The organism is Aquirufa aurantiipilula (assembly GCF_019923745.1).
In the GTDB taxonomy this organism is placed as follows: Bacteria; Bacteroidota; Bacteroidia; order Cytophagales; family Spirosomataceae; genus Aquirufa; species Aquirufa aurantiipilula.
Genome location: NZ_JAANOG010000002.1, coordinates 126,188 through 143,420 on the forward strand (window position 1 = coordinate 126,188; position 17,233 = coordinate 143,420).

The 17,233-nt window shown below is 38.9% G+C and carries 14 protein-coding genes; 4 read left to right on the forward strand and 10 right to left on the reverse strand.

The window, feature by feature from the left end; translation table 11 throughout:
* Positions 1-1,563: a RagB/SusD family nutrient uptake outer membrane protein gene (locus G9H60_RS02500; protein WP_223142539.1), complete on the forward strand. Its 1,563-nt coding sequence runs from the start codon at positions 1-3 to the stop codon at positions 1,561-1,563.
* A gap of 122 nt (positions 1,564-1,685) precedes the next feature.
* On the opposite strand, the gene G9H60_RS02505 is transcribed toward G9H60_RS02500, so the two are convergent.
* A complete protein-coding gene (locus tag G9H60_RS02505) occupies positions 1,686-3,047 on the reverse strand; it encodes a Gfo/Idh/MocA family protein (RefSeq protein ID WP_223142540.1) in 1,362 nt (453 codons plus the stop codon).
* Between the two features lie 163 nt (positions 3,048-3,210).
* Positions 3,211-4,500: a purple acid phosphatase family protein gene (locus G9H60_RS02510; RefSeq protein WP_223142541.1), complete on the reverse strand. Its 1,290-nt coding sequence runs from the start codon at positions 4,498-4,500 to the stop codon at positions 3,211-3,213.
* Between the two features lie 162 nt (positions 4,501-4,662).
* Between G9H60_RS02510 and G9H60_RS02515 the strand changes: the two genes are divergently transcribed.
* The gene (locus G9H60_RS02515) at positions 4,663-5,526 is read left to right on the forward strand and encodes a bile acid:sodium symporter family protein (protein ID WP_223142542.1); all 864 of its coding nucleotides are present in this window, start codon (positions 4,663-4,665) and stop codon (positions 5,524-5,526) included.
* 105 nt (positions 5,527-5,631) lie between these two features.
* Positions 5,632-6,990, forward strand: coding sequence for a PhoPQ-activated pathogenicity-related family protein (locus G9H60_RS02520; protein WP_223142543.1), 1,359 nt, complete (start codon positions 5,632-5,634; stop codon positions 6,988-6,990).
* A 67-nt stretch (positions 6,991-7,057) separates the two neighbouring features.
* On the opposite strand, the gene G9H60_RS02525 is transcribed toward G9H60_RS02520, so the two are convergent.
* The 3 genes from G9H60_RS02525 to G9H60_RS02535 are packed head-to-tail and all read right to left on the reverse strand — an operon-like array spanning position 7,058 to position 9,975.
* Complete coding sequence (locus tag G9H60_RS02525; protein ID WP_223142544.1) at positions 7,058-8,221, reverse strand: CPBP family intramembrane glutamic endopeptidase; 1,164 nt, start codon at positions 8,219-8,221, stop codon at positions 7,058-7,060.
* A gap of 2 nt (positions 8,222-8,223) precedes the next feature.
* The gene (locus G9H60_RS02530) at positions 8,224-9,057 is read right to left on the reverse strand and encodes a sugar phosphate isomerase/epimerase family protein (protein WP_262899921.1); all 834 of its coding nucleotides are present in this window, start codon (positions 9,055-9,057) and stop codon (positions 8,224-8,226) included.
* A 30-nt stretch (positions 9,058-9,087) separates the two neighbouring features.
* Entirely contained in the window at positions 9,088-9,975 is an 888-nt protein-coding gene (locus G9H60_RS02535) for a ThuA domain-containing protein (protein ID WP_223142545.1), read from the reverse strand.
* A 120-nt stretch (positions 9,976-10,095) separates the two neighbouring features.
* On the opposite strand from G9H60_RS02535, the gene G9H60_RS02540 reads away from it, so the two are divergent.
* Positions 10,096-11,136, forward strand: a complete 1,041-nt coding sequence (locus G9H60_RS02540) for a sodium:calcium antiporter (protein WP_223142546.1) — start codon at positions 10,096-10,098, stop codon at positions 11,134-11,136.
* 34 nt (positions 11,137-11,170) lie between these two features.
* Here G9H60_RS02540 and G9H60_RS02545 read toward each other — a convergent pair whose 3' ends face one another.
* Genes G9H60_RS02545 through G9H60_RS02565 form a run of 5 tightly spaced genes read right to left on the reverse strand, consistent with a single transcriptional unit; the run spans position 11,171 to position 17,048 of the window.
* Positions 11,171-13,123: a c-type cytochrome gene (locus G9H60_RS02545; protein ID WP_262899922.1), complete on the reverse strand. Its 1,953-nt coding sequence runs from the start codon at positions 13,121-13,123 to the stop codon at positions 11,171-11,173.
* An 18-nt stretch (positions 13,124-13,141) separates the two neighbouring features.
* A complete protein-coding gene (locus G9H60_RS02550; RefSeq protein WP_223142547.1) occupies positions 13,142-14,965 on the reverse strand; it encodes a family 16 glycoside hydrolase in 1,824 nt (607 codons plus the stop codon).
* A gap of 51 nt (positions 14,966-15,016) precedes the next feature.
* Positions 15,017-15,343: a cupin domain-containing protein gene (locus G9H60_RS02555; protein WP_223142548.1), complete on the reverse strand. Its 327-nt coding sequence runs from the start codon at positions 15,341-15,343 to the stop codon at positions 15,017-15,019.
* Positions 15,344-15,360: 17 nt separating this feature from the next.
* Positions 15,361-16,122 (reverse strand): sialate O-acetylesterase, encoded by a 762-nt coding sequence (locus G9H60_RS02560; protein WP_223142549.1) that lies wholly within the window; start codon positions 16,120-16,122, stop codon positions 15,361-15,363.
* Positions 16,123-16,124: 2 nt separating this feature from the next.
* Entirely contained in the window at positions 16,125-17,048 is a 924-nt protein-coding gene (locus tag G9H60_RS02565; protein WP_223142550.1) for a bile acid:sodium symporter family protein, read from the reverse strand.
* Positions 17,049-17,233: the final 185 nt, after the last annotated feature.

The window sequence follows — 17,233 nt, forward strand, 5'->3', positions numbered from 1 at the left end:
ATGAAATTCAAAATAAATTCCAAAATAAAGAAAGTGGCCCTAGGTGGGGTGCTTTTATTGGGGCAGTTTGGTTGTTCAGATTTCTTGGTTGAAAAAGCACCATCCAATCTAACTCCAGATGCTTTTTATCAAATTCCTGATCACGCAGAAGCCGCATTAGCTTCCGTGTATGCGGATACTCGATTCATGGGTGGTGGTGCAGGTATATTTTCATCTAACTGGCAGTTATTAGAAGCTTTAACGGGTACTTCTACTACTGAAACAGCTCAGAATTCTGACCTAAACAACTTGTATGGTTTGGTACATGATCCAAATACCATTCACGTAGTGAACTATTGGAATGGTTTATACAAGGTTATTGCTCAGGCGAACCAAGTATTAGAAAAGGTGCCACCTATTACTCCTATGGATGAAAACCAAAAGAAGAAAATTTTGGGAGAGGCACGTTTCTTGAGATCATGGGCTTATTTTCAAGCTGTGAGATTATGGGGTGATGTACCTTTAATTACCAAGCCTCAAACGGCTGGATCTGAAGATTTCTTGCCATCCAGAGCTACTTCGGAAAGCGTTTACAAATTAATTGTGGATGACTTATTAGAAGCAGAAAAAGCAGGTTTACCTTGGATGGATGCGAGTGGTCGTGTTTGTTTGGCTGCAGTAAAAGCGCAGTTGGGTAAAGTTTATTTAACGATGGCTGGTTTTCCATTAAATAAAGGAGCAGCTTATTATAAATTATCGGCTGATAAATCTTTGGAGGTAATTACTTACGCGAATGCCAATCCATCCGTTATTAATTTGTTCCCAACGTACAAGGATGTGCATACCGAAGGATTAAAAAACCGTGTAGAGCATTTGTTTATGATTCAGTGTAATACCTTGGTAGCAGGTAATTTTATGGGAAATTTCTTCCCTAACTTTAAGCCAGTTACATATTCTGGTCCTGGAGGAACAGGAAGTTCTGTTCCAACCATCGCTTTTTATAATTCATACGAAAAAGGTGATTTAAGAGCGAAGAATCAAGAGGGGTATTTTTATACTAGCTATTTTACCAATGGTAATGGTGCAGCATTTGATTTAGGGGCTCCTTATGTATTCAAACATTTTAATCAAAAGGCCAATGGTTCTGCTGGTGTAGCTGGTACACGTTTAGATAATTTGAATGTTCCTCAGATTCGCTATGCCGAAGTATTGTTGAATTTCGCTGAAGCTCAGAATGAGGTGGGTGGTCCCTCTCAAGCTGCTTATGATGCATTCAAACGAATTCGTGATCGTGCTACTTTGGAAACTCCTGGTTTAGGAAGCTACACTGCTGCTAGTTTTAGAGAAGCCGTTTGGGTAGAGCGTTGGCATGAATTATGTTATGAGCAGATTACTTGGTTTGACATGGTTCGTTTGCGTAAAGTTTACAATGAAACAACGGGTAAATTTGATAATTTCGTTGGTCACGTAAACTTAAGCTCTAACCGTCCATTGCAAGAAAAGCACTTGTTGCTTCCATTAGGAAAGCAAGAAATGCTGAATAATCCGAATTTGAAACCTCAAAATCCGGGTTATCCTAACTAGATAGTAGATTTTGAGTGGATTGGAAAAAGGAGGGCATTTGCCCTCCTTTTTTTATTTATTTGGTACAAAAAACGCCTAGGATATTCCTGCTAAGCGATGATATAAGTATCTAAACAGATAAATTACCAACCTTTTCTATATTTCCTTTGAATATATTGATTGGCTAATGGGTAATTAGGGAACTTCATTTTTTTGGCATCCCAAAGAAGTAATTGATCTGGAACGCGTATAGCCACTGTTCCTAAAAGTACGGCTTCCGTCATAGGGCCCGATTGAGCAAAATGGGATTCCGTTTTTTCTCCTCCCAAGCAGGCATCCACAAAATGGTGGTAATGGTTTCTATCCGGCTTCAGGGGTGGAGTATATGACTTGAATTTGGATTCTGGAAGCAAAACAGGCATTTTTTGATGCGGAATTAATAAGGCCCCTTCTGTTCCAATAATCATGGCAGACTCTGCTGGATAATCTGTTTCAGAAAATAAGGCTCTAATTTCTTTTGGTGGATAAAATTCCCCATCAAACCACTCCACGGTCAACTTATCCGCTGCTGTTTTCTCATTTCCAGGGAAAGTCCATGTGATGTGATTTCCTTGCGGCCAAGTATCTGCTCTTCTTTCGGGAGATTCTTGCCAAGATTTTTGTACCTCTGCTACCACCGAAATGGGATTTTTCATATCTAAGCCTTTCCACACAGCATCAAATATATGGCAACCGATATCGCCTGACCAGCCAGTACCAAAGTCCTGCCAAGTTCTCCATATTGCTTGATGGTAAATGTTGGGAACATATGGGCGCATAGGTGCTGTGCCTATCCAATTGTCCCAATGCAAATGACTCGGAGGGCTTTCTATACCTTCCGTAGGTCGAGGTCCTACATGTCGATATTTAGCGACAGCACCAGGTCTATTGGAACATAAATAAGCATGTTTCACCTTACCGATGATTCCAGATTTTAAAATTTCTACACCCGTTCGGTCACCTGCCGTAGAGGCAACTTGAGTGCCTAATTGAGTAATTACTCCAGCCTTTGTCGCCTCCAAGGTAAGAATTCTAACTTCGGCAACATCGTGGCACATCGGTTTTTGACAATACACGTGCTTACGTCTTCGAATCGCTTCAATCGCTATGACAAAATGATTGTGGTCGGGAACTGAGACATTCACCGAATCAATTTTGTCACTTTCTTGTTTGAACATCTCACGCCAATCCGTATACGTTCGGGCGTTGGGTAAGATCTCAGATGCTCTCTTAAGATTCTTTTCATCTACATCGCAGATGGCGACTATGTCCACTTGTGCATGTTTTTTGAATTGGTTGAGGTCTCCCCAGCCCATTCCTCCTACACCGATACAAGCATGCTGTAATCGACCACTTGCAGAAGCGGCTTTTGCGGGTTGCCCTAATAAAACGGGAGCAGCTAAAGCAGCAGTAGCGGCCTTCAGAAGAAAGTGTCTTCTGGAGTCAAATTGATTTTTGTTTTTCATTAGTTTAGAGATTATAATTCTTGATTTCAAGGAAATCATTGTATCTCTAATAATAGAAAAAAAGGAGGAATAATTTATACTTTTCTGTGAGTATTTTGTGCCAAATTTCAAAAAAAATAGGGATAAATCTGGTTTCTATCCTAAAATGTATCCCTATCTAAATTTAGTTTTTGCTAATCGTAAATTGATCGTGGATTTCTCCATCACTACCAAGCCAAACTGCTTCCAATTTGTTTTTGCTGATATCTAAAATCATGGATCCTCCCAATTTATTATTGGAGTAAATGGCAGATTTTAATGGAAAACCATCTCGTTGACCACCTAATTGCCCTCCCGATCCATTGACAATATATATGACTCCTTGCCCTTCTTTTCCAACTGTATATTGATTTGGGGCACTGGTTTTTTCTACCACATGTTTTGCCGGATCAAAAGTTGCATTGATACCATAATGTCCTCTTAATGGATGCGTACGTTCATACACGTGGCTATGTCCTGCCATCACAATATCTACCTTGTATTTTTCAAACAAGGGATTTACATGTTGTCTCATTTTTAACATGTCCTTCTCCGTATCCGAATCATGTGAACCCTTAGAATAAGGTGGCTTATGAAAATAAACAATGGTCCAAGGTAATTTATTCGCTGCTAAATCCTTTTCTAACCACTCGTATTGTGCTCCTTTTCCATCCATTACTTGTAATCCTGAAGGCTCCATAAGTTCAGAATCAATAGAAATTAAATGTACCTGACCATAATTAACGGAATAATAGGACTCATTTCCAGAAGGTAAGCCACCCAATTCACCTTGAACAGGCATATTGAATATTTTAAAATAGGGAGGTTCAGATGGGTCATGCTTCCCCGCATAATCATGATTACCTGGAGCTGGATATAAGTTTAAATTTTGGAAAAACTCATCTTGATAAATAGGGAAAACCTTCTTTTGGTATTCCTCATCCAAACCCTTGCTGTAGGCATTATCTCCTAACCAAATCCATGCGTCTGGTCGATGGTCTTTGGTATATTTTACTACTGCATCTTTTACTTCTAACTGGTTTTTAGTACCCGAGCCAAAATCACCTAAAGCCCATATTCTCACAGCCTGGGTAGAACCTAATTTGGGGGCAGTCATAAGAAATCTTTTTTCTGATGCAGCTTCCATGCTTTTGCTAGAACCAATGGTATAATAATATTTTTTGTTTGGTTTCAAACCTGTAATAATGACTTCGTGGTCTAATACGGCTTGCTTTAGTTCGATTACTTTAGTTAACTTTTTAGGACTTTCACCATAAACAACCCGACTATCAGTCGCCTGTTCTGTTCTCCAGCGAACGATTCCTTGATCAGGACTCACACTTTGTAAATAAGGCCCTCGTACTACTTGAGCAATGCTTGCGAATTGAATTAATAAAAAGCATAGGACGAATAAAGATGGTTTACGTATGTTCATGTTAATTATAGGTTTTTGATTGCGCAATATTACAGATTAAAATCTATGCCAAATGAAGGGAATGTGAAATTTTTGAAATGTTATCTGAGGCTATCTTATTTAGCATATTAACCCAATGCAAAATTTTATTATATTAGTACAATTATTCTAAACCTATCAAACATGCAAGCTAATTTTTTATCAGCCGTATTACTTCCTCTTGCCTTGGCCATTATCATGATGGGACTTGGCCTTTCCTTACAACTAGAAGATTTTAAGCGGGTTGTTACTTTTCCTAAGGCCGTAGTGCTAGGACTGTTTTGTCAAATGATTTTGCTTCCTATAATCTGTTATTTTATTGCCCTAGGTTTTGGTCTTTCTCCCGAATTAGCGGTGGGATTGATGTTATTATCAGCCTCGCCTGGTGGTCCTACAGCTAATTTGTATTCTCATATTTCTAAAGGAGATGTGGCACTAAATGTTACCCTTACGGCTTTGAATAGCTTAATTTCTGTATTCTCCATTACGATCATTGTGAATTTTGCCATGAAGCAATTCATGCAATCGGATCAATACGTTCCCTTACAATTTTCCAAAGTGATGGAAGTGGTCATGATTGTTTTGCTGCCTGTTTCAATTGGCATGGTTGTTCGTTCCAATTTCCCCAAATTGGCAGCGGCTTTGGATAAACCCGTCAAAATAGCTTCAGCGATCTTTTTGATTTTAGTCATCGTATTGACGGTTATAAAAGAGAAAAGTCATATTGTAGATGATTTCAAAGCGGTAGGTTTTGCTACCTTGACATTAAATGTGGCTAGTATGGCCATAGGATATTTTGTGCCCTTGTTTTTTCAATTAGGAAAAAAGCAAGCGATTGCCATTGGGATGGAAATCGGTATTCATAATGGAACATTGGCCATCTTCATCGCCTTAACAGTGATTGGAAATAGTACCATGAGTATACCACCCGTTATCTACAGTCTTTTGATGTTCTTTACAGCAGCTATTTTTGGATATTTGGTCAATATTGGCAGAAAAAACGCCTAGGTTTATCTGTTTTTGCTAGAATAGTTTACTTTTTGGAAAGTTTAATTAACTTATTCAGTCGTTTTATGCTATTATTTTGTGCTGTGTTCAACCAATTCACAGTCCATGAAATTGAAGTCTTCCTTTTTGTTTAAAAGCTTACTACTAATCGTCCTTTTTAGTAGCGGAGTTTTTGCCCAAAAAACGAAAGTTACTCCTGAGACAGCGTTGACATCCTACATTCATAATGGGGATGCGACTTTTCAGTGGGAAGTGAGAGATTCTTCTAAGATTGGATCAACGACTGCCTATCAGTTGGTATTGACATCTCAAAAATGGAGAGAATATACTTGGCGCCATCAATTAACGATTTTCGTACCTAAGGAAGTCAAATTTCAAGATGCCATGTTGTTTATTTCGGGTGGTTCAAATAAAAATGAACAGCCCAATTTAGTAGCTGATGAGCGTCTTTGGCCTATTTTAGCCAATATTTCAGATAAAAATAAAGCTATAGTTTCCTTAATTCGTCAAGTTCCCAATCAACCTTTGTATGGGGACAAAACGGAGGACGAATTGATATCCTATACCTTACATCAGTTTAAAGAAACCAAAGATTTTACTTGGCCTTTGCTTTTTCCTATGGTAAAATCAGCAGTTCGAGGAATGGATGCTATTCAAGAGTTTAGTCAAAAGCGTATCAAATCGAAAGTAAATGGTTTTGTGATTTCTGGCTTTTCAAAAAGGGGGTGGACGACATGGTTAACTGCAGCCATTGATGATCCTCGAGTGAAGGCAATCGGACCTATGGTGATTGATATGTTGAACATGCCAGCAACCTTAGATTATCAGTTTAAAACATACGGAGAGTATAGTATTCAAATTCAAGATTATGTGAGTTTAGGAATTCCTCAGGGAAAAGATACTCCAGATGGAAAAACATTAACCGCCTTAGTAGATCCATTTTCTTATCGTGCCAAATTGAAGGTACCTAAAACGTTATTCATTGGAACAAACGATGAATATTGGACAGTGGACGCCATCAAGCATTATTACGATCAAATTCCTGGTAAAAACATGATTCATTATGTACCTAATGCAGGTCATGATTTGGCGGGTGGAAAACAAGCTTTTGAAGCTCTTAGTGGATTTTTTGCAAATACCATTCAAGGAAGAGAATACCCTGTTTGTACTTGGAATGCAGTATCTGCTAAAGCCGGTGCTGACTTACAGGTTCAAGTAGCCACCCAAGATTTAGTGGAAGCTACTTTGTGGGAAACTACTTCGATGGACAGAGACTTTAGAAATAATTTATGGCTTAGTTCTCGTGTGAAATTGGAGAATTTACCACAATTGAAATTGACTAAAGAATATCCTAAAAAAGGATATCAAGCTTTTTATTTGGATTTGAAATATAAAGACGCTTCTGGCGGAAATTATACCATTAGTACTCGTGTATTTGTTACAGATACCGAAAAGATTTTATAATAAACCTCTAACCTATGAAAACCGGTCAGGGCAGATGTCGAAAGATGTTTGCCCTGATTTTTTTTGCTTATTTGATGGTATGTAATGAAAAGAGAAATTCAGAACAGTTGACTAAGCAATGTACCAATGCCGCATAAAAGACATTTTTGGTCTTGATATAGGTATATCCATAAGCCCAACCTGCAACGCTGGCAAGGCCCACAAATATGACTGATCCTGCATGGAAATGTACCAGTCCAAAAAACATACTAGTTATCGCTAATGAAGTATAAGTGCCTGTTTTAGATACCTGATTTTTCTCTAAGAAATAGGCTCCTGCGAATAGAACTATGGAGATTAATCCCGGAAACCAAAATAAGTCTTTGTACATGGCATAACCGGTATAGAAACTCAATATGGTGAAAATCAGGGCTCCCCAGGTCCAAATTGTTTTCCAATTGGCCATTACCGCTATTTTTTTAGCCAAAATATTTTGAATCAATCCTCTGAAAAATAGTTCTTCAAAAAGAGCTGTACCTATATAAACTCGTATCAGTTCACGGATAGCGGCTGGAATCAAAATCCAAGCAAAGCCTGCAAAAGGTTGAGAAATGTTGAAATTCCAAACAATTCCTGCTACGTATACAAATCCCAAAAAGGAGATCCAGGAACCTAAGGCTACGCTCAAATGAGACCATTTCCAAGTAGGATAAAAACCAACATCGGGTAATTTTCTTACCACTGTATATGCATAGGCAGCACCCAGGATAAGCACTATTTTTTGTACTGAGCTAAAACCATCGGTGTCATAAGGAATATCACTGTTTCCAGGAAAATGTATGATGGTAGAAGGAATTAATACCAATAAAAGAATGATTAAATCTGACCAAGAAGCTTCTTGTTGGGGGAAGGCAAGAAAGGCTAATGTTGGAAATAGGCAAAGGAAAAAATAGAGTCCAGAACTTCCAATAAACGGATTAATGCCATGAAATAAATAATGACTAATGAGCAATGAAAATAAAAAGAGAGGAACTAACAGAGCCCTCTCTTTTTTTATGTGAATCAAATCTTGCAGTTTTTCTACCACGGCGGGCCTTCCCAACGTGAATATAAGTGCATACAAAATAAGGAAATAGCCACTTGAAATCACAAGTTCTTGATTGGGTACATCTTTGTTTAAATAGAGGAAGAAGGCATAAAGTAATGCCGTCATGATGCCTCCTTGCTGAATGGATTTCAAATAGCTATTCATGATTATCCGATGAATTTTTGAATATGATGGTAACTTTTTAAAATCAATTCTTCCTCTGTACTATAATTTTTCCGCCAGATACAAGCCGCTGGAAGTAAAGGAGTAAAAGCCTCTACCACTAACCAACCTTTATAATTCATTTTATCTAAACTCTCAAATACGTTTGCCCAATGTACTTGGCCCTCACCTAAGGTAGCACGGGTATTTTCAGACAATTGGAAGTGGCCTACTTCATCTGCAATTCGAATCATGGCTTCCCCAGTATTGAATTCTTCAATATGGGCATGGAAAGTATCAAACATGATTTTGACATGTGGATGATTGATGGCTTTAACTAAGCTGTATAATTGGTCAGCGGAACTTACTACGTAGTTTTCAAATCGGTTTAAATATTCTAAACCCAGCATGACATTCATTTTTTGAGCATGTTCAGCCAAATCCAACATACTCTCTTTGGACCAGTCTAATTCTTGTTGGGTGGGAGCTGCCCCAGAAAATACACCTAAAGCCGAATGATAAGGTCCTGATAACCAAGATGCCCCTAAATAAGCAGTTACATCCACTGCTTTTTTAAGGAACTCTACACCATTTTTACGGACTGCTGGATCCGATGAAATGGTATTAAGGTCTGCACCTAAAAAAGTAACGGTAAAAACCTCTAGACCTAGTCGGTCTATTTCCTCTTTCCAAGGTTTCCAATAGGCCAAATCGGTTTCAAAAATGGGAATTTCTACACCAGTATATCCTACTTCTTTGATGTATGATAAATGAGGGATTAGTGATTCATTCATGTCTGGTCCATAGACCAGCATGTTCATTGCAACGGGATATTTCATATACTATGAGTGATTTATGTCAATATATTTTTATTTCATTCCTCGATATGGAATGTTGATATCTAATTTTCCAGCCCAATGTTGAGGAACTTTTTTACCCAATTCCCAATGAATGGCATTCACAATCAATCGTTGGAATGGTTCTACAGAAAAATCTTCAGGATGTCCCATGGTAGTAAAAAAAACTCGGCCTTTGTAAGGATTAACCCAGGTCCAAGCTATCGGTTGATCTTCTGCTGTTTTATCAGGGTTTACCGCTTTTCCCATGATTAACCATTCTGTTCCCTTAGCCGGAAAGTCTGGTAATACACGGTATAACCAAGAACGGACATGGAAGCTAGGCGCTACGCCCGTTAAAATAGGGTGTTTACTTGCAGAAGGAATTACGCTGGCATCGGTACTAGCATTGTGACCGTAGTGGGTATGTTTTGCTTTTCCACCCCAGCCTGGAGGCGCTCCAAAAGTGGATTCTGCCCAAGCATTGTATGATTCTAAGGGATCACCTTTGGGATAATTGAATGAGTGGGTAGTAGTTCGAAAGCCCATCACCGGTTTGCCTGATTTCACGTAGGCATCTATCATGGCTACTTGGTCAGCAGGTAATAACCTCCAACGAAGAAAAAATACGGCTAAATCAGCTTCCGCTAAGGCTTCTAGCCCAGGGATATTTTTTTCGGCGTTTTGATCAGGATACGATTTCAAGACTTTGGTACGAAATCCATAGTTTTTTTCTAAGATGTCAGCTAAAAGAGGTAGCGTACTTTCGCCACTGTATTCATGATCACCCGCAACAAATACAATCAGAGGTTTTTTAGCTTTTGATTTTTCTTTAATTGGGGGAGTAATTCCAAATGCAGTAAATGAAAACAGGCATATTGATAGGAATACAATCAGCCCAAGGCGACGGTTAATTTTCATAGTTCCAATTTAGTAGGTGATTAAATGATGATATCACCTTGATAGGTTTGTGTATTCTTCAAAACTAAATGATTTTTAACAAAACAATGAATACTTTAGCTAAAATTTATCTAGGATTTCATGGACTTTAGTGTTTTATCATCCCTCGCCTTATTGCTGGTATTTTTGACTTGTACGGTAGTCATTTGGATTGCGGGTGTTAAAATAACTCGGGCAGTGGATGCAATAACCACGTATTTTACCTTAGGTGAGGCATTTGGTGGCATGGTGTTTCTGGCTATCGTTACTAATTTACCTGAAATAGCCATTACTGCTGTGGCTGCTTACCATCATGATTATGACATAGCAGTTAGTAATTTGTTGGGTGGAGTAGCCATTCAAACAGTAGTTTTAGTTTTAATTGATGTCTTTGGAGTGGGTCGGTCAGCTCCATTAACCTTGAAGGGGCATTCCCGCATATTGATTTTAGAAAGTGTTGCCCTAATTATGATTTTAACCCTAGTCATGATGGCCAAACAGTTTCCATCTCAACTAGTCTTTTTTAGAACAACTCCAATAGAATGGCTCATCTTGTTTATTTGGTTAGGGTCTGTTTATTCCATTTCTCGATTAGCCAAGTCAGAAGAAACATTAGCCGAACTTCGACATACTAATTTATCTAAATTACGTCATCCCAAATCACCTTTTCGAGGAGGCATTCAGGAGGCCATGATTGTTTTGGCTGTGGGGGCTGTTTTAACTTTGGTGGCTGGTTGGGCTTTGGAATATTCCGGTGAAATTTTATCCAAACGTTGGCATATCAGTGGTGTACTTTTTGGTGGAACTATTTTGGCCTTGGCGACTGCCTTGCCTGAAATATCTACAGGTATTGCATCGGCTAAAATCAGGGATTATAATATGGCGGTGAGTGATATATTTGGAGGAAATGCATTTTTACCTGTTTTGTTTTTAATGGCTTCCATCATTAGCGGAGAAGCTGTTATCCCTACTTTAAGTAATTCCGATATGTATTTAACAGGCTTGGGGATTTTACTTACTTGTATTTATATGGTAGGAATGGTGCTGCATTCTAGGCGTCAAGTATTCCAAATGGGTATAGATTCTTTATGTGTCCTTTTGACTTACCTTTTAGGCCTGATTGGCTTGTGGGCCATCGCATAAAAAAGGGGCAGTTTTGACTGCCCCTTTTCATTGTTTATTTATTTCCTAATGCTTGAATCCACGTGGCAATTTTCTCTAAATCTTTTTGAGGAACATGGCTCATGGGTGCCATGGGTGTAGCAAAGTCAGGCCAGTTTTGAGGCTTTGGTTCTTTAATTAAAGCAATTAATTGAGCTACACTGTATTTCCTTTTCGCAATTTCCGTGTAGGCGGGTCCAACTGCTCTTTCATTCACCTTATGGCATGCTAAACAGGTATTTTTAGTCAATAGTGCCATAGCTTCTTTATCAGTTACCACTTGTTTGGCAGCTGTTTTCTTCGGTCCTGCCTCTTTTGTTTGGTTATCAGGAGTATTGGCCTTATCACCTGCATCTATCACGTCTTTGGACGGCTTACGCTTAGGCGTTACTAGTGGAATGTTAGCTTTTTCTCCCGTAGGAATTTGGTTTAAAGTATAAAAGCCACTTGCATGAAGCAGTGGAATGTTTTCTTGAGCAGAAAGCACACCATCTGGTTTAATGGCATGCACATAACCTTCACGCATTCCATCAATCACCAATCGAACTCGCAAACCATCTTCACTTAATTTAGCTCCACGGACTGCATTGTCTTTACGGTTAACCATTGGGCTACCATACACAGGGTGGTATTTGTAGGTATAATTAAAGACTTCATAATTGTTGACATCTTCTGCCAATTTCTTGTTCGCAGGCTGTGTAAATTCAATTTCAAATCCATCCACCATGGCACGTATAGCTTTCATCTCAAATGGAATTTTACCCGTATATACCAGGCGTTCAAGTCCATAATCCTCTGAACCAACTGAACCCCAGCCACGGTTGGTTCCACCAACCAGCATTTGTTGGTCTTTACCCCATGCCATACGTAAAACTCCCGAACGAAAGCCTGAGCGAAATTCAAAACTTGCTCCTTGGTATTTGCCGTTAATCTTTTCCAAGAATACGCGAGCAATTTTGGACATACCTTGGTCTCCTACAAACACTTGGCCTGCAAATGGACCAAACTCTCCTTTGGTTTCATCAGTGATAATTTCTGAAGTAGAAACACCCATGATACCATGAGGCAACCAAACAGCAGGAGATTTGATTCCCATGTTAGGATAGGTCTTTTTCCCTAATTCATAAATGGTGGTCATCGCTTCATCCTTTACGTATTCAGGTTTCACGAATGGATTGTCTTTAGGATCTACCTGAGCAAAGACCATTTCTTTTCTCATTTTTACTGGAGATTCAGGTCGGTCTGCCCATTTCAAAGAAGCAGGATGTCCTAAGAAATCTCCTTTTTCAACATGTGAAATGAATCCAGAACCCTGCCAATCTCCCTGGTTATCACCGTAGAAAAATTCTCCATCGACCATACCAATGCCACATGGGGAGCGCATACCTGCAGCAAATGGTTCCATTTTACCGTCAGGTGAAATTTTCATAGTCCAACCTCTCCAAGGAACCAAAGATTTTCCTGCCCACCAATCGCTGTTTCCAAAACCTACGTTTCCTGTCACATAAAATGAACCATCTGGTCCAATTTTTGGTCCAAAAGAATATTCATGGTAATGACCTGAGATGGGCCAAGAGTAAACTGTTTGGTATTTATCTACCTTACCATCTCCATTTAGGTCAATCAATTTAGTTAACTCACCTCGCTGGGCACAATAGAGGTAGCCATCTTTGTAAGCCAAACCCAATATTTCATGTAATCCGCTGGCAAATTTTCGGTAAGTAGGCCTTGGGGATAAATAGTTCTCAATGATGTAGACATCACCACGGCGTGTAGAAACGGCAACATCTCCATTGGGAAGACTGACTAAACCACCAACTTCTAAGGTAATTCCCTCTGGAATTGCCATGCGAACTATTTTATAATAATCGTTTTCTGTAGGAGCTTTTTGTGCTAAAATCGGCTGACAGCAGAGTAAGCCAATCAGAAAGCAGGCTGTAATACTATATGTGAATCGTTGTATGTTCATGACGTATATTCTGAATTTTTACCAAAGGATGGAATAAGTGATTTTTTCGGCTAAAGGAAGGACCAAAATCTGTCCAGTGGAGCTAGTTCGAACGCTCGCTTGAGCTGCTTGGATATAGTAACTTTGACCATCTATGGCGTATAAATCATTACCGAGAGATTGTATTGACTTGGCTGAAACAAGTTTCAACGAAGCATCTGCATTTGGTTTTTTGATGCTTAAGGTTCGCTGGAGGTATTTGTTTTCTATGACCCGAATTTCATCTTGAACTTGAGATCCCCAAATTTCATATTCAAAAGTGGGTAATTCATGGTCATCCACTTCATAGCCTCCAATTTTGAAACCAGCTGATTCCGACATGCTATCACTATCTTTTTCTAGTTCGGAATTCTTAACCACCAATGGGCTAGAACCAAGATTTAAAACAGGTCCTCTAGGTCTAGATGAACCATCACCACGGTTGTCCCACATAGGTGTAGTATCTAAAAAGTCGCCTTTCCAAATTTGGGCGATAGCTCCATTATCCAAATCATAGGTATAATGCAAATGAGCAGGATTTCCCACATTGACAGAATGAACTAAGCGTTTGCGGGCACCGTTTTGTTGAATATCTACGAAAGAACGAAGAAGTGTGGGTTTGGGAGCATCCATTAAAATGATATCCGAAGGACCATTACCTAGGATGAGGGTAGAAGAAGGATGTTGGAAATTGACCATTCGGAAATTAGGTCCTTCTATGCCCAAACCTAACATGGGACTCATGTCTGCATCAGCTTTATAATAAGTAATTTTGATGGCTGAATTTCCAGCGGGTAATTCTACCTCTACATTTTTCTTTCTTCTGTTAGAATAAAGCGTATCAGATGCAATCATTTGACCATTTACTTGTAAGGTATAATTACCTGCACTGATGAGCTCGATGTTATGTTTACCAGCTTTTGGAACGTTGATGTTAGCGGTATAAATAACAGCAAATTCATCATTATTTTTACTGGCATTCCAAGCTAATTGAGCTTGAGTACCGCTTGCATTAGGCTTTTTGTTGATAAAATCTTTAGGTGATTTGAATTTACCGTAATATACCTGATAGTTAACCGGACTTAGACTAGCTGCTTGACCGTCAAAGTCTTTGATTTTCAAGTTTTTGAAGGCAACAGCTCCGTGGTCACCTTGAATCATAATAGGTCCACGTGCCACTTCTTTTTCAGAAATTGGTCCACCGGTTGGGCCACTTAATTCCACATTTTCATGTAAAATGAATCCATTTAATTTGATGAATAGGACTTTGGCATGACTGATTTTATTTCCTTGGGCGTCAAATTTTGGAGCTTGGAATGAGATTTCCATGTGTTGCCATAATCCAGGCGCTAAACAAGCATTTACTCGTGGGGCATGTCCCTCATATAAATATTCTTGAGGGATAAATTTTCTTCTTTTATAAATACCCCCACAATCGCCAGTACTAGGGTTTTGAACACCCCAGCTGTCCATAAGTTGAACTTCATAACGACCTTGTAAATAAAAGCCTGAGTTCGAGTGACTGGCCATCATGAAGTCAAACTCTACATCCATATCACCAAATTCTTTCACTGAAATTAAATTGGCCCGGTTTTGAGGTTCAGGTAAGTTGACTAAAATACCTTGTCCTGGCTGAGTAGCCATGTGTTCTTTTTTGTTCAAATCAGCGGATACTTGACCGGCAATTTGCCAATTATTTTTGCCGCTTACTTTCCAGAAATTTAAATCTTGAAAAGATACGGGCTCTTTTTGGGCGAATAATCCAACTTGGATAAATAGGCAGGAGAATCCCAAGAGCCTAGAAATTAATGTTTTTTGTTTCATTTAGTTTAATGCTAAAAAATAGAAGGTTAAAGGTAAGGAATTTGAAAGATTTTATAAAAAATCCTCTCGAGCAGGATTAAACACATCAATTAGCTCACCGTCTTCAAGGCAAATCACACCATGGATTTCTTGACTTGGCACAAAATATACATCGCCGGCTTGAAGGATTTTTTTGTCACCAGATATAGTCACCTCAAATTTCCCTTTGGAAACATAGGAAGCTTGTGTATGAGGGTGATGGTGTAGTGAACCAATGGCACCTTGTGAAAAACGGACTTTGATCAACATCAATTGATCATTATGAGCCATGATTTTTCTTTGAATACCGGGTTCGATGTCGCTCCAAGGGATATCTTGATCTGGAATAAGTGTTTGCATAAATCGGAAGAATGGTTTTAGGGTAATTTCTGCATGGCGAATGCATATCTTTTGCCTAATTCAGTGGCAGATTGACTGTTAAAATGTATTTGATCGCTTTTGGCACGTAAATCTTGTGCAGAGACTAAGGATGTATGTTGATTTGGTGCATTAAATGAGCTTAACAATTGGTTGAAATCAAGGTAGTTTTGATTGAAATAGCCTAATTCTCCCAGCACAAATGCTAAGCTCGCATCTTGGCTTATGTGTCTAATTTGAGTGATTAGGGCATGTAATTTATCTACATATCCATCTCTTTTGCTTATTTCAGAATCACTTTCTCCTTGGTGCCATAGTATTCCTTTGATGACACCCATTTTTTGAGCTGCCAAAATTCTTTGAATCGCATCATCTAGTGGATGTGTTTTTGTTGCTTCATCGTAGCCATGTATAACCCAAGAATTGATGGAAGAACCACCAACGGCACAAGGAACTAATCCGATTTTTACCGATGGAGATTGCTGGGCCATTTCGATACCAAAACTTATACCCGGACCTACACCAACCACACTAGGTTTGTCAAAGTGCATCGGATGTTTGGCCAAAACAAATTGATTTTGAGCTGTAAACATCCAAACTCTTTCATGGTGTTGAGAAGAGTAGGGCTCAACCATTTCGCCGCGTCCGGCCATATTGGATTGTCCCATCAAAATATAAATATGGAAATTGGGATCGGGTTTAGATTGACTCAACATTGGGAAAATGAGGAAGTTGAGAAGTAAAATGAACAAGTATCTCATGATCATTTGTTTTTCCAATAATTGGCTAAAGTGGAACCATTGATATTCATCAAAGGCCCAAAAATGGCCGCAGGCAAACCAAGAGTAGCCACTTTCCCCATCGCCATGGCTAGGCCAGAAGCTAATCCAGCATTTTGTAAACCTACTTCAATGGCAATGGTTCGACAATCCTTTTCGGGCAAACCAGTGGCTCTTCCACCCCAATAACCTAGAACGAAACCAATGGTATTGTGAAGGAAACAAGCAACTACCAAAAGAGGTCCTACCGATAGCAAGGAATTTCGGCCATTGGCTGTGATGATAATGATGATAAAGGCAATACTAAGCATGGAAATAAGTGGTAATTGCTTTTGAAACCATGGCCATCTTTGTCCAATCAGTTTATTGTAAATGACTCCTAAAATAATGGGAATTAAGATGAGTTTTGAAATTTCCCAAACCATATCCCAGAAATGTATTTCAATTAATTGACCCGCAAGAGTCTTCATTAGGAAGGGAGTAAGAATTGGAGCAAGAAACGTAGCAATGGAGGTTAAAGTCAATGACAATGCTACATTCGCTTTGGCCAAATAAGACATCACATTGGATGCTAATCCGCAGGGCATACATCCTACCAAGATAATTCCAGCGGCAATTTCTGTTGGGAAGTCAAATACTTTGGTTAATCCCCAACCCACTAATGGCATGATGCTAAATTGAAAAAATACACCCAGGAATACCGCTTTGGGTGATTTTAATATTTCTTGAAAATCATGAACCCCCATGGTAGATCCCATCCCAAACATGATGAGCTGCAAAAGAGGAATGATGAATATTTTAAATTGAATACCACCTGCCCCTAGAAAAGGACTAGGATAAATTAAGGTGATGATAACAGCTATGATAATCCAAAAGGAAAAGGAAATGCCACTGATTAATTTTTTCATAGTAGGTATATATTCAAAGCAAATATACGATTTACTAGAAAGAATAAAAGTGGCCTTTTTTTTCAACGCTGTCAAGGTTCTAAACCTTGACAGCGTTAGAACGAATGAGTAATTTAATTTATTTTATCACTCCATTACGTTATCAATTACTTGATTACAGTTAAGCATTTATCTAGAAATTATTA

Excerpts from the sequence above, each read along its gene's own strand:
- G9H60_RS02515 (WP_223142542.1), top strand. The coding sequence starts at position 4,663 with ATGCAAGCTAATTTTTTATCAGCCGTATTACTTCCTCTTGCCTTGGCC.
- G9H60_RS02505 (WP_223142540.1), bottom strand. The coding sequence starts at position 3,047 with ATGAAAAACAAAAATCAATTTGACTCCAGAAGACACTTTCTTCTGAAG.
- G9H60_RS02555 (WP_223142548.1), bottom strand. The coding sequence starts at position 15,343 with ATGCAAACACTTATTCCAGATCAAGATATCCCTTGGAGCGACATCGAA.
- G9H60_RS02525 (WP_223142544.1), bottom strand. The coding sequence starts at position 8,221 with ATGAATAGCTATTTGAAATCCATTCAGCAAGGAGGCATCATGACGGCA.
- G9H60_RS02520 (WP_223142543.1), top strand. The coding sequence starts at position 5,632 with ATGAAATTGAAGTCTTCCTTTTTGTTTAAAAGCTTACTACTAATCGTC.
- G9H60_RS02510 (WP_223142541.1), bottom strand. The coding sequence starts at position 4,500 with ATGAACATACGTAAACCATCTTTATTCGTCCTATGCTTTTTATTAATT.
- G9H60_RS02560 (WP_223142549.1), bottom strand. The coding sequence starts at position 16,122 with ATGAGATACTTGTTCATTTTACTTCTCAACTTCCTCATTTTCCCAATG.
- G9H60_RS02545 (WP_262899922.1), bottom strand. The coding sequence starts at position 13,123 with ATGAACATACAACGATTCACATATAGTATTACAGCCTGCTTTCTGATT.
- G9H60_RS02550 (WP_223142547.1), bottom strand. The coding sequence starts at position 14,965 with ATGAAACAAAAAACATTAATTTCTAGGCTCTTGGGATTCTCCTGCCTA.
- G9H60_RS02540 (WP_223142546.1), top strand. The coding sequence starts at position 10,096 with ATGGACTTTAGTGTTTTATCATCCCTCGCCTTATTGCTGGTATTTTTG.
- G9H60_RS02500 (WP_223142539.1), top strand. The coding sequence starts at position 1 with ATGAAATTCAAAATAAATTCCAAAATAAAGAAAGTGGCCCTAGGTGGG.
- G9H60_RS02565 (WP_223142550.1), bottom strand. The coding sequence starts at position 17,048 with ATGAAAAAATTAATCAGTGGCATTTCCTTTTCCTTTTGGATTATCATA.
- G9H60_RS02530 (WP_262899921.1), bottom strand. The coding sequence starts at position 9,057 with ATGAAATATCCCGTTGCAATGAACATGCTGGTCTATGGACCAGACATG.
- G9H60_RS02535 (WP_223142545.1), bottom strand. The coding sequence starts at position 9,975 with ATGAAAATTAACCGTCGCCTTGGGCTGATTGTATTCCTATCAATATGC.